General features: G+C 55.8%; 15 protein-coding genes. 1 reads left to right on the top strand and 14 read right to left on the bottom strand.

Annotated elements, in window-relative coordinates:
• Positions 1-24: 24 nt before the first annotated feature.
• From nagZ to ACVV26_RS09400, 6 genes are all read right to left on the bottom strand, one after another.
• Positions 25-1,050, bottom strand: a complete 1,026-nt coding sequence (gene nagZ, locus ACVV26_RS09425; RefSeq protein ID WP_474801162.1) for a beta-N-acetylhexosaminidase — start codon at positions 1,048-1,050, stop codon at positions 25-27.
• A 12-nt stretch (positions 1,051-1,062) separates the two neighbouring features.
• A complete protein-coding gene (gene thiK / locus ACVV26_RS09420) occupies positions 1,063-1,887 on the bottom strand; it encodes a thiamine kinase (protein WP_474801160.1) in 825 nt (274 codons plus the stop codon).
• Positions 1,865-2,512, bottom strand: coding sequence for a penicillin-binding protein activator LpoB (gene lpoB / locus ACVV26_RS09415; RefSeq protein WP_312982618.1), 648 nt, complete (start codon positions 2,510-2,512; stop codon positions 1,865-1,867). The genes thiK and lpoB overlap by 23 nt, the downstream gene beginning before the upstream one ends.
• A 12-nt stretch (positions 2,513-2,524) precedes the next feature.
• Entirely contained in the window at positions 2,525-2,899 is a 375-nt protein-coding gene (locus ACVV26_RS09410) for a YcfL family putative periplasmic lipoprotein (RefSeq protein ID WP_474801158.1), read from the bottom strand.
• A gap of 1 nt (position 2,900) precedes the next feature.
• Positions 2,901-3,260: a purine nucleoside phosphoramidase gene (gene hinT, locus ACVV26_RS09405; protein WP_312982622.1), complete on the bottom strand. Its 360-nt coding sequence runs from the start codon at positions 3,258-3,260 to the stop codon at positions 2,901-2,903.
• 186 nt (positions 3,261-3,446) lie between these two features.
• A complete protein-coding gene (locus ACVV26_RS09400; RefSeq protein WP_474801156.1) occupies positions 3,447-4,496 on the bottom strand; it encodes an NAD(P)-dependent alcohol dehydrogenase in 1,050 nt (349 codons plus the stop codon).
• 376 nt (positions 4,497-4,872) lie between these two features.
• On the opposite strand from ACVV26_RS09400, the gene fhuE reads away from it, so the two are divergent.
• Positions 4,873-7,050, top strand: a complete 2,178-nt coding sequence (gene fhuE, locus ACVV26_RS09395; RefSeq protein ID WP_474801798.1) for a ferric-rhodotorulic acid/ferric-coprogen receptor FhuE — start codon at positions 4,873-4,875, stop codon at positions 7,048-7,050.
• A 106-nt stretch (positions 7,051-7,156) separates the two neighbouring features.
• Here the strand turns inward: fhuE and ptsG are convergent, their stop codons facing one another.
• The 8 genes from ptsG to acpP form a co-directional block, all read right to left on the bottom strand.
• The gene (ptsG, locus tag ACVV26_RS09390) at positions 7,157-8,590 is read right to left on the bottom strand and encodes a PTS glucose transporter subunit IIBC (RefSeq protein WP_474801154.1); all 1,434 of its coding nucleotides are present in this window, start codon (positions 8,588-8,590) and stop codon (positions 7,157-7,159) included.
• A gap of 305 nt (positions 8,591-8,895) precedes the next feature.
• Positions 8,896-9,684 (bottom strand): metal-dependent hydrolase, encoded by a 789-nt coding sequence (locus ACVV26_RS09385; RefSeq protein ID WP_474801152.1) that lies wholly within the window; start codon positions 9,682-9,684, stop codon positions 8,896-8,898.
• An 8-nt stretch (positions 9,685-9,692) separates the two neighbouring features.
• Positions 9,693-10,700 (bottom strand): DNA polymerase III subunit delta', encoded by a 1,008-nt coding sequence (holB, locus tag ACVV26_RS09380; RefSeq protein WP_474801150.1) that lies wholly within the window; start codon positions 10,698-10,700, stop codon positions 9,693-9,695.
• Positions 10,700-11,335, bottom strand: coding sequence for a dTMP kinase (gene tmk / locus ACVV26_RS09375; RefSeq protein WP_474801148.1), 636 nt, complete (start codon positions 11,333-11,335; stop codon positions 10,700-10,702). The genes holB and tmk overlap by 1 nt, the downstream gene beginning before the upstream one ends.
• Complete coding sequence (gene yceG, locus ACVV26_RS09370) at positions 11,313-12,347, bottom strand: cell division protein YceG (RefSeq protein WP_474801146.1); 1,035 nt, start codon at positions 12,345-12,347, stop codon at positions 11,313-11,315. Before yceG ends, tmk begins: the two co-directional genes overlap by 23 nt.
• 4 nt (positions 12,348-12,351) lie before the next feature.
• Complete coding sequence (pabC, locus tag ACVV26_RS09365) at positions 12,352-13,158, bottom strand: aminodeoxychorismate lyase (protein ID WP_474801145.1); 807 nt, start codon at positions 13,156-13,158, stop codon at positions 12,352-12,354.
• A 105-nt stretch (positions 13,159-13,263) separates the two neighbouring features.
• Positions 13,264-14,505: a beta-ketoacyl-ACP synthase II gene (fabF, locus tag ACVV26_RS09360; protein WP_312982635.1), complete on the bottom strand. Its 1,242-nt coding sequence runs from the start codon at positions 14,503-14,505 to the stop codon at positions 13,264-13,266.
• 83 nt (positions 14,506-14,588) lie between these two features.
• Positions 14,589-14,825: an acyl carrier protein gene (gene acpP / locus ACVV26_RS09355; protein WP_000103754.1), complete on the bottom strand. Its 237-nt coding sequence runs from the start codon at positions 14,823-14,825 to the stop codon at positions 14,589-14,591.
• Positions 14,826-15,031: the final 206 nt, after the last annotated feature.

The raw sequence follows: 15,031 nt of genomic DNA, 5'->3' as shown, positions 1-15,031 counted from the left end.
ACCCTGCCGCTTACCGATAAACGATCACAGCCCTGCTTTATGGGCCTGCCAGCGCTCATGCTGCGCTTCCAGCGCGCGATTCACCTGCTTCCAGCGCGATGAAGCAAGCAGTTCGCTGCGCGAAAATGAACCTTTATGATACAAATGCGTAACACGTTCAGCATTGATCGGCGACAGGTTATCTAACACGCTAACCGCGCCTTCACGATTATTACAAACCAGGATCATGTCGCAACCGGCGTCCAGCGAAGCCTGGCCGCGCTCGGCATAGCTACCCATGATCGCCGCGCCTTCCATTGACAGATCGTCGGAGAAAATCACGCCGTCGAAGCCCAGCTCCCCACGCAGCACCGTTTTCAGCCAGTGCGGCGACCCGCTGGCTGGACGGTCATCCACCTCCGGATAAATGACGTGAGCAGGCATAATGGCGTCGAGCTTGTTGTCGAGGATCAGATTTTTAAAGATCGACATGTCGCGGGTGCGGATTTCCTCTTCAGAACGCGGATCGCGCGGCGTTTCTTTATGGGAGTCCGCCATCACCGCGCCGTGGCCGGGGAAGTGTTTGCCAGTGGTTTTCATCCCGGCGCTGTGCATGCCGTCGATAAACTGTTCGGCAACCCGCAGGGCAATTGCCGGGTCAGCGTGGAATGAACGCTCGCCGATGGCGGCGCTGATATGCCCGAGATCCAGCACCGGGGCAAAGCTGATGTCGATGTCCATGGCGATCATCTCGCTGGCCATCAGCCAACCGGCGTCAAACGCCAGTCTGGCCCCCTCTTCCTCGCCATACAGCTCGGCGAAAGATTGCGCGGCGGGCAAGCGGGTAAAGCCTTCACGAAAACGCTGAACGCGCCCGCCTTCCTGGTCCACCGCCACCACCAGGCGATGACGGGACGCCGCGCGGATTTGCCGCACCAGTTCGCGCAACTGCGCCGGATCGTGGTAATTGCGGGTAAACAGGATCAGCCCGCCCACCAGCGGATGGTTTAAAATCTCGCGCTCTTCGGCATCCAGTTCGAAGCCCGCTACATCCAGCATTACTGGTCCCACATCAACCTCCGGTTAATTATTCTTAAGCCTGTTCCAGGCGTCATTAGCAAGTGTAATAAACTGGCTATCGCGCGTTTGCCAGAAATGGCGCTCGTACCAGCCCGCCATCAGTGCGACAGTCCAGGGCCGCCAGCGCGCGACCTGTAAACGCAACTGCGCCGGGTTAAGCGCTGCGCGCCGTGCGTAATCGGTTATTAATGGTTGCCGTTCGCTTTCTTCCAGGCTGGCAGCGGCAAGCTCCAGCGCCACATCGCCATCTCCGGCGTATTCCCAGTCGATAAGCCGTAGCTTACCCGCGCTGCGCACCAGATTGCCCGCATGAAGATCCATATGCAGCGGCGCCAGGCGCAGCGGGCGCGGCTCACCCTGCGCGCCCAGACGTTGCAGCGTGCGTAGCCATAGTAGCGTGCGCCGGGCCGGATCGCTCTGCTGCCAGTAGCTTATCAGCAGCGGCAGCAGGTGAATGCGCCAGCCGAATCTTTTCTGGCGATGCAGAGTATACAGCAGCGCGGCCAGCTCACCCGCATCGGGTAACGTTTCGACCACGTCACCGCGAATAAATTCGCTTACCAGCCAGCCGTCGCCCAGAGCGTAAGGTTTTGGCCCCAGGCCGGGGGCGAGCCGCTTCAGGGCGCGGTAGTGGCGGCGCAGGCTAACACCAGATTGCAGCGTCGCGCTATCGCGCCGGGCAACCAGCGGCATGCCAGCCCATTCAAGGCGCAGGCTCTGGCCGCTGGAGCCGGGGAGCGGAGAAACAGAACCGGCGGCCTGAGCCGCCGGAAACCGGGTTTGAAGCAGTGCGTTTAACGCCGCATCACTGGATTTGGGAAACCGCACCTTTACCTGACCAGATAATTTCGCCGGTTTGCACCAGCATCAGTTGCATTTGCAGGGTCGGGGCGCTGACGTTGCCGCCTGCGCTGGTATACAGCACATAGTGCGCACCGACGTTACGGGCAATGCCAATCGCCTTGCTGCGCGTGCCCAGGCTGTCCTGCGGGGAGAGGCCGAGCTGCTGCTTCGCCATCGAGAGTTGTTGCGCGGAGACCAGCGTGAAGGTGTTGTTATTGGCTAAAGCATTGCGCAGTGCTTCGGTAGCCGGACCGGTTTGCAGCGAACCGTTGGTACGGTTGTTGACCGAATCCACCAGCAGCACGCTACCAGCATTGACACCGCCCGCCTGCAACATTTTGCCGACCATCGGCTGAACCGCGCCGCTCCAGTCGTACTGGCGCACTTTCGGCTCCGCAGGGGTGGGCTCCTGATGCTCAATCGGACCCGGCTGCGGCGGAACTTCAGGTACAGACGGCACCGTTGGCACCGGTTCAGGTGTTGGCACCGGTTGCTGTGGCGCAGGTGTGGCTTGATCGACCGGCGCAGGCTCCTGTTGCCCGCGCATCACACACCCGGAAAGTATTAACGCTACTGTCGCCAGTAGCCAAAAACGAGGCATCGCCCTCATTAATATCACCCCTTATAACCAGAGATAGAGTCGAACCTGGCTGGCGCCCAGAAAAGGCGACGCCGCATTCAGCACGATGCGGCTGTGCGCAGGTATGATTACCGTGGCGGACTTATCCAGTGGATGCAATTCCAGTCCGCTCTCTTCGTACCAGTAAAATTGATAGTTCAGCGTTACGGGCACATCCTTTTCATTGTAAAGCGTACTGGTGGCGACGAGCTTGCCGGATTGACTGGATAATTCTGGTTTTTCAGCCATCACCCCCGCCGCCATCACCGAGGTTTCCATCACCAGCGTCTGGCGCTCGCTCACCGGAATTTCCGGGCGCGAGCTACACCCCGCCAGCACCATCAGTGAACACAATGCAAGAAGGCACGCACGTTTCATGTTACAGCCCTTTATGGGAAAGCATCGGCCCCAGCGCGCGTCCACCCAACAGGTGCATATGGATATGGTATACCTCCTGCCCACCGTGACGATTACAGTTCATGATCAGGCGATAGCCATCTTCGGCGATGCCTTCCTGTTCGGCGATTTTCGCCGCCACGGTCAGCATACGGCCCAGTGCCTGTTCGTGCTCCGGGGTGACGTCATTAACGGTTGGGATCAGCACATTAGGAACGATTAAGATATGGGTCGGCGCTTGCGGAGAGATATCGCGGAACGCGGTGACCAGTTCATCCTGAAACACGACGTCGGCTGGGATCTCGCGACGAATGATTTTGCTAAAAATAGTTTCTTCAGCCATGACCGTATCCTTTTTTAACGCTGCGGCGGTATTAAGCGCAGTAAACGAGTGAACATCTGTGCATTCAGTATATCACCCTCGCTGATTGCCACAAATGAAACACTGGTTTTAATCAATAGGTTGCGTGGAGTCCAACGGGATAAAACGGTTTGTTTCGCCGCATCGCCAGCAAAACAAACCGCAGGGTTACGACGCCAGGGACGCCATATCGATCACGAAGCGGTATTTTACGTCGCTTTTCAGCATCCGTTCGTAGGCTTCATTGATCTCCTCAATCTTGATGATTTCCACGTCTGAAACGATGCCTTTTTCCGCGCAGAAATCGAGCATCTCCTGAGTTTCCGCAATCCCGCCGATGCAGGAACCCGCCACCGAGCGACGGCCCAGGATCAGCGGCACGGTGTTGACATAGGGTTGCAATTCGCCCAGCAGGCCGACAAACACCAGCGTGCCGTCGAGGGTCAGCGTCGGCAAATAGGGGTTGATGTCGTGGGTATAAGGCACGGTATCGATAATCAGGTCGAACTGGTTTTTCACCTGCTCCATATGCGACGGATCGGTGGAGATAATCACGTGATGGGCCCCGAGGCGGCGCGCATCCTCTTCCTTGCCCGGTGAACGGGTAAACAGCGTGACTTCCGCGCCCAAACCGTTCGCCAGCTTGAGGGCCATATGCCCTAACCCGCCGAGACCGACTACCGCGACTTTACTGCCCTCGCCAATATTCCAGCGCTTGAGCGGTGACCAGGTGGTAATGCCCGCGCACAGCAGCGGTGCCGCGCCTTGTAAATCCAGTCCCTCCGGGATACGCAGCACAAAATCTTCACTGGCGAGAATAGCCTGGGAATAGCCGCCAAAGGTGGGGCGATGATCGAAGCGATCCTGGCCGTTATAGGTCTGGATATTGCCTTCTTCGCAATATTGCTCCAGCCCCTGCCGGCACGGATTGCACTCGCGGCAGGAATCCACCATACAGCCGATGCCCGCCAAATCGCCGGGTTTAAATTTCGTTACTTTGTCGCCGACCTCAGTCACCCGGCCAATAATTTCGTGGCCCGGCACCAGCGGATACTGGCTGAAGCCCCAGTCATTTCTGGCCTGATGGAGATCGGAGTGGCACACGCCGCAATACAGAATTTCTATCGTCACATCATCGGGGCGCGGCGTGCGTCGCTCAACCTGAAAAGGCGCTAACGGCGCGGTGGGGGAAAGCGCTGCATAACCTGAAACTTTCATCTTGGTTCTCTCTCGCTGTTAACAGACCTATTCACTGTAGACCCGCCCCCTGCTGATAACCACTGCGCGAAAAAAAACGCCGCGCGCTGCGCCACGGATAACGTTTGTTCCCGAAGTGTTTATAGAGATTTATGTTGATAAATCGTTATTTCGTGAGAGGAATGACGTTAATCGTTTAACTCATCAGCGCGATCGCTATCACCGTTTCTGGACTCCTGTTTCAGTTTCATTCTTACATTTGTTTACACCGATTCACCAAATGCATATAGTTCTCATTTTTATTCGTATCTCTGATGTTATTACCACACACAATATGCCACGCGGCGTTGGGAAACCCAGGCCGCGCAGCAAAATTTGCGTCTTTTATTAAGGGTTAATCATGTCTTTAGTTTTTGATACCAGGAAAAATTCTCTGCCGCACCGCTCGCTGCTGGCGATGTGCATTTGCGCCGCGCTGCCGGTGAGTTCGGCATTTGCCGCGCCGCAGTCTGAAGATACTGTGTTAGTTGAGGCATCAGCCGTTAACGCACAAGCCGAAGAGAGCCAGGATTACAGCGTTAAAACCACCTCTGCCGGCACAAAAATGATGCTGGTACAGCGCGATATTCCGCAGTCTGTCAGCGTAGTCAGCGAACAGCGTATGCAGGATCAAAAGCTGCAAACGCTGGGCGATGTTCTGTCTAACACCACGGGCGTTAGCGCATCGGTAGCCGACTCGGATCGTATTTCTTATTACTCTCGCGGATTCCTGATCGATAACTACATGGTGGACGGCATTCCCACCTTCTTCGAAACCCGCTGGAACCTGGGCGATGCCCTTTCCGATACCGCATTGCTGGAGCGTGTGGAAGTCGTTCGCGGCGCGACCGGTTTGATGACCGGGCCTGGCAATCCTTCCGCCGCCGTGAACATGGTGCGTAAGCACGCTGACAGCCGCGAATTTAAAGGCGACGTCTCTGCGGAATACGGCAGTTGGGATAAACAGCGCTATGTTGCCGACGTACAGTCACCGCTGACCGATGACGGCAGAATTCGTGGCCGTATGGTAGCCGGTTACCAGAATAACGACAGCTGGCTGGACCGGTATAACAATGAGAAGAAATTCTTATACGGCGTGCTGGATGTTGATTTGACCGACATGACCCGCTTCTCCGTGGGCTATGAATATCAGGATATCAACGTCGACAGCCAGACCTGGGGCGGCCTGCCGCGCTGGTATACTGACGGTAGCCTGGTTGGCCATAACAAACACGACAGCACCGCGCCAAACTGGGCCTATAACGACAAAGACTTTAATAAAGTCTTCGCGACACTGAAGCAGGGTTTCGAAAATAACTGGGAGCTGACCCTCAACGCCACCCATACCGAAATGAACCTCGACAGTAAGGCGCTTTATCTTGACGGTCTGGTGGATAAATCTACCGGGATGATGGAAAGTTACTACGGCGCAAGCTATCCGGTGGTGGGCGGTACGGGCTACAACACCGGTAAACGCAAAGTCGATGCGCTGGATGTCTATGCCAGCGGGCCGTATGAACTGTTAGGCCGTCAGCATCAGTTAATGGTGGGCGCAAACTACAGCAAACAGCATAACCGCTACCTGAACAGCTGGGCTAACATCGGCCCAGACGAGCTGGGCAGCTACTACGACTACAACGGCAAGTTCCCGGAAACCCAGTGGGGCGAACTGACAGTAGCGCAGGACGATAAGATCCATATTAAATCGGCCTATACCGCGACCCGCATCTCGCTGGCCGATCCACTGCACCTGATTGTTGGCGCGCGCTACACCAGGTGGAGCAGCGACACCCTGACCCAGAACATTGAGAAAAACAACACGACGCCATACGCCGGTCTGGTGTTCGATATCAATGAAAACTGGTCAACCTATGCCAGCTACACGTCGGTATTCCAGCCGCAAACCGTGCGTGACATTAACGGTAAATACCTGTCGCCGATCACCGGCAATAACTACGAGCTGGGCGTGAAATCTGACTGGATGGACAGCCGCCTGACCACCTCGCTGGCGGTATTCCGCATCGAGCAGGACAATCTTGGCGTTACCACAGGCCAAGTGATCCCGGGCAGCGCGGGTGAAAGCGCGTATGCTGAAGCCGATGGCACAGTAAGCAAAGGCGTAGAGTTTGAAGTTAACGGTGCCATCACCGACTACTGGCAGATGACCTTCGGGGCGACGCGCTACGTGGCGGAAGATCGCGACGGCAACGCGTTTAACCCTAACCTGCCGCGCACGACGCTGAAACTGTTCACCAGCTATAACCTGCCGATGCTGCAACAGCTAACCGTCGGCGGCGGCGTGAACTGGCAGAATCGAGTCTACCAGAACGTTGCTACCCCATACGGCACCTTCCGTGCTGAACAAGGCAGCTACGCGCTGGTGGACCTGTTTGGCCGCTACCAGGTGACCAAAGACTTCGCCATTCAGGCCAACCTGAATAACCTGTTTGATAAAGAGTACGATACCAATATCGAACAATCCTATATCTACGGCGCGCCGCGCAACTTCTCTGTGACCGCGAACTACAGCTTCTAATCACTTTCAGGCGAGGGCGTTAAAGCGCCCCGCCTCTTTCCTGTTTCAAAACCGCAGGCAATAAAAAAGGGAGCCTTGCGGCTCCCTCAGTCTCCCCGAACAACACTTAGCTGTTACGGATGTATTCATCCATTTCAGTTTTCAGGTTATCGGATTTAGTACCGAAAATCGCCTGAACACCTGAACCTGCAACCACCACGCCAGCGGCGCCGAGTTTTTTCAGGCCAGCCTGGTCTACTTTCGCCACGTCAGCCACGCTGACACGCAGACGAGTGATGCATGCATCCAGGTTAGTGATGTTTTCTTTACCGCCGAATGCAGTAACCAGAGCCGGTGCCATTTCGCTGGTGCCGGTGGTTTTGCTGTCTTCGGTAGCATCTTCACGACCCGGGGTTTTCAGGTCCAACGCTTTGATCAGCACGCGGAAGATGGTGTAGTACACCACCGCGTAACCTGCACCCACAATCGGGAACAGCCACAGTTTGCTGCTGTTGCCAGACAGAACGATGAAGTCGATCAGGCCGTGAGAGAATGAAGTACCGTCACGCATACCCAGCAGGATACAGATCGGGAATGCCAGGCCTGCCAGAATCGCATGGATAACGTACAGGATCGGCGCAACGAACATAAAGGAGAACTCGATCGGCTCGGTGATACCGGTCAGGAACGAGGTCAGCGCAGCGGAGATCATGATACCGCCGACTTTAGCGCGGTTTTCCGGCTTAGCAGAGTGCCAGATGGCAATCGCAGCAGCAGGCAGACCGTACATTTTAAACAGGAAGCCACCAGACAGCATGCCCGCAGTCGGGTCACCCGCCATGTAACGCGGGATATCGCCGTGGAACACCTGGCCTGCCGCGTTGGTGTACTCGCCAATCTGCATCTGGAATGGAACGTTCCAGATATGGTGCAGACCGAACGGCACCAGGCAGCGCTCGATGAAGCCATAGATACCAAACGCCACTACCGGGTTCTGATAAGCAGCCCACTGGGAGAAGGTCTGGATGGCGGAGCCAATCGGCGGCCAAATGAAGGACAGGATCACGCCTGTGAAGATCGCAGCCAGACCAGAGATGATCGGCACGAAACGTTTACCGGCGAAGAAGCCCAGATACTCAGGAAGCTTGATGCGGTAGAAACGGTTGAACATGTAGGCGGCAATCGCACCCGAGATGATCCCGCCAAGCACACCGGTATCGGCCAGGTGTTTAGCCGCGATCTCTTCTGCGGGGAGATGCAGGACCAGCGGCGCAACCACGGCCATGGTTTTCACCATAATGCCGTAAGCCACCACAGCGGCCAGAGCGGAAACGCCATCGTTATTGGTAAAGCCAAGTGCGACACCAATGGCGAAAATCAGCGGCATGTTGGCGAAAACTGACCCGCCCGCTTCTGCCATAACATGGGAAACCACCGCTGGCAGCCAGCTGAAGTTTGCGGAACCGACGCCCAGCAGGATACCTGCGATCGGGAGTACGGATACCGGCAGCATCAGCGATTTACCCACCTTTTGCAGGTTAGCAAATGCATTCTTAAACATAATTGAGAGTGCTCCTGAGTATTAGTGCTTTTTACGCGTTTAACGCATCAGCCTGTGGGGAGAGACAGGCCATAAACAGGGCATCTAAGCGCCCTTTATTTATTACGCAGAGTAAAATAAATAGGCTCAACATTGTTTGACAGCTATCACGTTTCAGCAAAGCGCAGGCCAAAAACTTGCATTTCTTTACATTGAGGATGTCTAAATGTGTCTAAACGCTGCGTCACCGCCCATTTTTAGGCGGTGAACTTTACTCGCTTTAAATATTAATTACGAGCTTTAAAATAACTGAGAGAGCCTGCAAATCAGGCGAGGTGGGAGAGGTCAAGATGGAAGAGTTCGGAGAAATTACGCGTCGTAATACGCGCCAGTTCCTCGACGGAAACCCCTTTAAGCACAGCCATGTACTCAGCGACATCTCTCACTAACGCTGGCTGGTTCTCTTTGCCGCGATGAGGCACTGGCGTGAGCCAGGGGGAGTCCGTTTCGATCAACAAACGGTCGAGCGGTACATAACGCGCGGCCTCGCGCAATTGCTCTGCATTCCGAAACGTCACGATACCGGAAAACGAGATATACATTCCCATATCGAGGAGCTTCGCTGCCGTTTCCCTGTCCTCAGTAAAACAGTGTAGTACGCCGCCGCATTCCGTCACGTTTTCCTCACGCAGGATCGCCAGGGTGTCTTCACGGGCATCACGGGTATGGACAATCACGGGTTTATTCAGCTCGCAGCCAATACGTAAATGATTGCGGAATGATTCCTGCTGCTGAGGTTTGGTTTCCGGGGTGTAGTAATAATCGAGCCCGGTTTCGCCCATAGCGACAACGCGCGGGTCCGCCGCCAGTTGGCGCAGTTGCGCGACATCCCAGGCTTCATCCTGATTCAGCGGATGAACGCCGCAGGAGTACGCCACGTTATCGCGCTCGCCGATCAGATCGCGCATCGCCCGGTAACCCGACAACGTGGTCGCCACCGCCAGGCAAAATTTCACGTCGCGCGCGGCAGCTTTTTCCAGTACATCATCAACGCTGCTGTGCAGCGTTTTATAGTCCAACCCGTCAAGGTGGCAGTGTGAATCAACTAAAAACATAGCGTCTCTCAGAGAGGGGAATGTGGGAACGGTGCGCCAGTGCGCCATACCTGTTCCCAGTTTAAGAGTAGTTCAGTGAGCATCAGTTCGCGGTTAAGGCCGGCGACCGAGATAAGCTGCTCGCGGCATGGCAGCAGCCGATCCAGCATAGCTTGCAGGTGGCCGGTGGGAAGTAACGTCGCCAGCCGCTGGCTGTGCGCGGTTAAATCAGCATGAGTAATATAGCCTGCCGCGCCCTGCTGGCATTTAATGGCATCCAGCAACAGCGCCGCCAGCCAGTGCAGGCGCATCGCCGCATCGTCGTGATGCAGTTCCGGCAGCAGCGCCAGCGCATCACGGGTGTTAATGGCCTGTTCCAGGCGCTCCGCCAGCAGCGGACGCTGCGACCAGGCGCTGGTTTGCAACAGTTCCAGTGCCGCAGCAGGCGCACCGCCGCTTAGCCGCAACGCGGCAATACGCTGGGCCTGAGGTGCATCGGTTTCACGCGCCAGCCAGGCTTCAGCCCAGCGGTCTTCCGGCGGCGCCAGATGCCAGTATAAACAGCGGCTACGCAGCGTCGCGGGTAAACGTTCCGGCGCGCGGCATCCCAACATAAACCAGGTATTTGCTGGCGGCTCTTCAAGGGTTTTCAACAACGCGTTAGCAGCAGCTTCCGTCAACTGCGCGGCATCTTTGATCCAGACCACTTTCGCCCCGCCCAGCCGGGCGTGATCGTAGAGTTTTTCGGTAATGTCGCGGATCGCGTCAATGCCCAGCGTCGCCTTCCCTTTCTCGGGTTCAGCAAGATAATAATCGGGATGCGTCTGGGCCTGCATCAACTGGCAGGCGCGGCATTTCCCGCAGCTCTTCTGCCCGTCGGGCTGCTGGCACATCAACCAGCGGCTGATCGCATAAATCAGCGAGTCTTCACCCATGCCCGGCAAGGCATGCACGAGCAAGGCATGGTGACCTCGGCCAGCCTGGTGGTTCGCCACCAGTTGCTCATAGCCCGGACGCAGCCACGGGTACCATTTCATTACGCCTGCTCCTTAACCCAGCGCGTAACCGTCTCACGAATCGCTTGCGTCACCGCCTCCAGCGATTGCGTGGCATCAATGGTATGGATACGGCTGTCCGCCGCCGCCAGCTCAAGGTAGCGGGCACGGGTGCGATGAAAGAAATCAAAGGATTCTTGCTCGATGCGGTCCAGCTCGCCGCGCGCGCGGGCGCGTTTAAGCCCCACCACCGGATCAACATCCAGATACAACGTCAGATCGGGGGCGAAATCACCTAACACGGCCTGGCGTAACGTGCTGAGGAGATGGGCATCGATACCCCGTCCGCCGCCCTGATAGGCCTGGGTCGAGAGATCGTGCCGATCGCCAATCACCCACGCGCCGCGCGCCAGCGCCGGTTTAATCACGGTTTCCACTAGTTGAACCCGTGCGGCGTAAAACATCAGCACTTCGGCTTTATCGGTAATCACTTCGTCACCGACGGATTTGATATCCAGTACCAGGCTACGCAGTTTTTCTGCAAGAATGGTGCCGCCAGGCTCGCGGGTAAAGGCCATATCCTGAATGCCCAGCGATTTCAGCGTCTCTACCACCACATTGCGCGCCGTGGTTTTCCCTGCTCCCTCTAATCCTTCAATGACAATGTACTTGCCCATCTTTTTCCTTCATAACTTTTAAATAATCCTGCACCGACTTGTTATGGTCCGCGAGGTTGGTATTAAACGTGTGTCCGCCATCGCCATCGGCAACAAAGTAAAGATAAGGCGTTTTTGCCGGCTTCGCCGCCGCCATCAGTGAGGCTTCGCCCGGAATAGCGATCGGGCCTGGCGGCAAGCCGTTAATCACATAGGTGTTGTATGGCGTAGGCGTATCCAGCGCTTTGCGGGTCAAATTGCCGTCATAGGCTTTGCCCATGCCGTAAATCACGGTGGGATCGGTTTGTAAACGCATGCCGATGCGCAGGCGATTCACAAAAACCGAGGCGACATCAGGACGTTCACTGGCTACCGCCGTTTCTTTCTCGATAATCGAGGCCATAGTCAGTAACTGTTCTTTATCCTGGTACGGCAGCCCCGCGGCTTTTTCATCCCAGGCTTTATCAACGGCCTTTACCATACGCAGGTGCGCCCGTTTTAGCAAAGCCACGTCGGTGGTATTGGCGGTATACAGCCAGGTGTCTGGATAGAACCAGCCTTCGATCGATTTAGCACTGTCGAACCCGAGCGCCTCAGCAACGGTCGCGTACTCATCGTCTTTCAGAGTGTGCTTGATATAAGGCGCTTCACGCAGCTTACTGAGCCAGTCGCTCAGGCGGGTGCCTTCGACAAAACGTAGCGGGAACTGCGCCTCTTTACCGCTTTCCAGCAGCTTTAACATGTCGCGCACGGTCATGTCCGGCGTGAAACGATAGGTGCCAGCTTTGAAATGCGAAAGCTCTGGCTCCACTTTCAGCAGCCACTGAAAAACACGCGGCCGATTAATAATTTTCTCATCGGAAAGCTGGTTACCGAGCGCCAGGCGGCCAGTACCGGCTTTTAGGGTAAAAATAGTTTCTTGTTTAATCAGCAGGTGACTGTCCGCCAGTTGGCGTACTTTCCAGTAGCCAACGCCTGCGGCAATTGCCAACCCGATAATCATCAGCAGAACAAAACGCAGCATTTTCTTCATTGGTTCAATACGACTCACAAAGAGGGGCTAAATAGTGGTAAAGGTCGCGGGAAGCAAAGCGCGTGCGTATGGCCTGTTTCACCGGGACAAGCGGCATCAGCGCATTGCAGATAAACACCTCATCCGCCGTTTCCAGATCGCTTAGTAAGGCGCGCACTTCTTCAACATGCCAGGGGCTGTCATTCAGTTGGCGCAGGATATGCTGGCGCATCAACCCATTGACGCCTGCCTGGTCGAGCTTCGGCGTATAGACACGCTGACCTTTGCGCCAGAACAGATTGGCAGCACAGCACTCCGTCAACCAGCCTTCGCTATCCAGCACCAGCGCTTCCTGGGCTTCAGTCTGTTCCAGATGACGCCGAATCAACACCTGTTCCAGCCGGTTGAGATGCTTAATTCCCGCCAGATACGGGTTACGCCCCAGTTGTACCGGGCTTTGGGTTAAGGTAATGCCCTGCTCCCGCCATTGGGCATAAAACGCTGGATAAGGCGCAACGGACAGCAGGCGGGTCGGCGCACCGCAACCTGCGGCGCTGTACCCTCGCCCGCCCGCGCCACGGGTAATAATGGCCTTCAGTACCGCGTGTAGATGCGGCTGGGCCACGGTGCGCATCTCTTCGCCCAGCACAGTGGCGTCAGGAAAGGCGATGCCCAGTCTTTCGCACGCCTGCGCCAGCCGTTGCAGATGCGCATCGAAAAGCTGAATTTGACCGTCGACCACCCGCGCCGTGGTAAAACACCCGTCGCCAAACTGGATCGCCCGATCGTTAGCCGCCAGCGTCTGTTGCCATGTGCCATTGATTAAGAACATGAAGGCTCCTTACCGATAGCGCGCTAGTTTCGCAGGATGTAAAGCGAGGGGCAAGAGGAGAAGTCTGATGAAAAGGCCCGCAGAGGGGCCTTTAAAAAGAATCGGTTAGATCTTTTTGAAGATCAACGAACCGTTGGTGCCACCGAAGCCGAAGGAGTTACACAGGGCGTAATCCATACCGGATACCTGGCGTGCTTCGTGCGGGACGAAATCCAGGTCGCAACCTTCATCTGGGTTATCCAGGTTGATGGTCGGTGGGATAGCCTGATCGCGCAGTGCCAGAATAGAGAAAATGGACTCTACCGCACCCGCTGCACCCAACAGGTGGCCCGTCATCGATTTGGTGGAACTGACCATCACGCGATGGGCTGCATCACCAAACACCGATTTCACCGCCTGCGCTTCCGCCACGTCGCCCGCAGGGGTCGAGGTGCCGTGGGCATTGACATAGCCAACCTGGCCCGCTTCGATACCCGCGTCACGCAGGGCATTGGTCATTGCCAACGCCGCGCCCGCGCCGTTATCCGGCGGAGAGGTCATGTGATAAGCGTCGCTGCTCATCCCGAAACCAACGATTTCGCAATAAATTTTCGCGCCGCGTTTTTTCGCGTGCTCGTACTCTTCCAGCACGATAATACCCGCGCCATCGCCCAGTACGAAACCATCGCGCTCTTTATCCCACGGACGACTTGCCGCTTGCGGATTGTCGTTGCGAGTGGAAAGTGCACGAGCGGCACCAAAACCACCCACACCTAGCGGGGTACTGGCTTTTTCAGCGCCGCCCGCAAGCATTGCGTCCGCATCACCATAGGCAATCATGCGCGCGGCATGACCGATATTGTGAACGCCAGAAGTACAGGCCGTGGCGATAGAGATGCTCGGTCCGCGCAGGCCGAACATGATAGTCAAATGACCTGCCACCATGTTTACGATAGTAGACGGGACGAAGAACGGGCTGATCTTACGCGGGCCACCAGCCACCAGCGAGGTGTGGTTTTCTTCGATAAGACCTAAGCCACCGATCCCGGAACCGATAGCGGCGCCAAATCGGGTTGCGTTTTCTTCCGTTACTTCCAGACCAGAATCATGCATGGCCTGAATACCGGCAACAACTCCATATTGAATGAAGGCATCCATCTTGCGTTGATCTTTACGCGAGATGATGTCATCACAGTTAAAATCCTTTACTAAGCCAGCAAATTTCGTTGCATAGGCGCTAGTATCGAAATGGTCGATCAGGCTGATGCCACTCTGACCGGCAAGGAGAGCTTTCCAGGTAGACTCTACGGTATTGCCGACAGGAGACAACATGCCCAGTCCGGTCACAACTACACGACGCTTAGACACGTTTGTCCTCCAGGGAGGGATAAAAAAGGGATTCGTGGGATAAAAAAACTCAGGCGGTCGAGTGACCGCCTGGAGATGTTCACTTACGCCTGGTGACCGTTGATGTAATCAATGGCAGCCTGAACAGTAGTGATTTTCTCAGCTTCTTCGTCCGGAATCTCAGTATCAAACTCTTCTTCCAGAGCCATTACCAGCTCAACGGTGTCAAGAGAATCAGCGCCCAAGTCTTCAACGAAAGAAGCATTGTTGGTAACTTCTTCCTGCTTAACGCCCAGCTGCTCGCCGATAATTTTCTTAACGCGTTCTTCGATAGTGCTCATACTCTTAAATTTCCTATCAAAACTCGCTTTCGCGATGGTTTTCGTAGTGTATAAAATGTTGAAAAAGTTGCAACTAAATCCCGGCAGGTCGTACCACGATTTTACGCTATTTTGCGGGCAATCGCCCTAATAACGCAAATAATTTTATACCCTTCTCCATTCAGACGGCAGGTTTTAAGCCATCTCTGACCCTTCTTGCTCACAGA

The sequence above is a fragment of the Atlantibacter sp. MEI4A-1023 genome (genome assembly GCF_056155425.1).
Note: the sequence above shows the minus strand (reverse complement) of the source record. Positions and strands in the feature narration are given on the sequence as shown.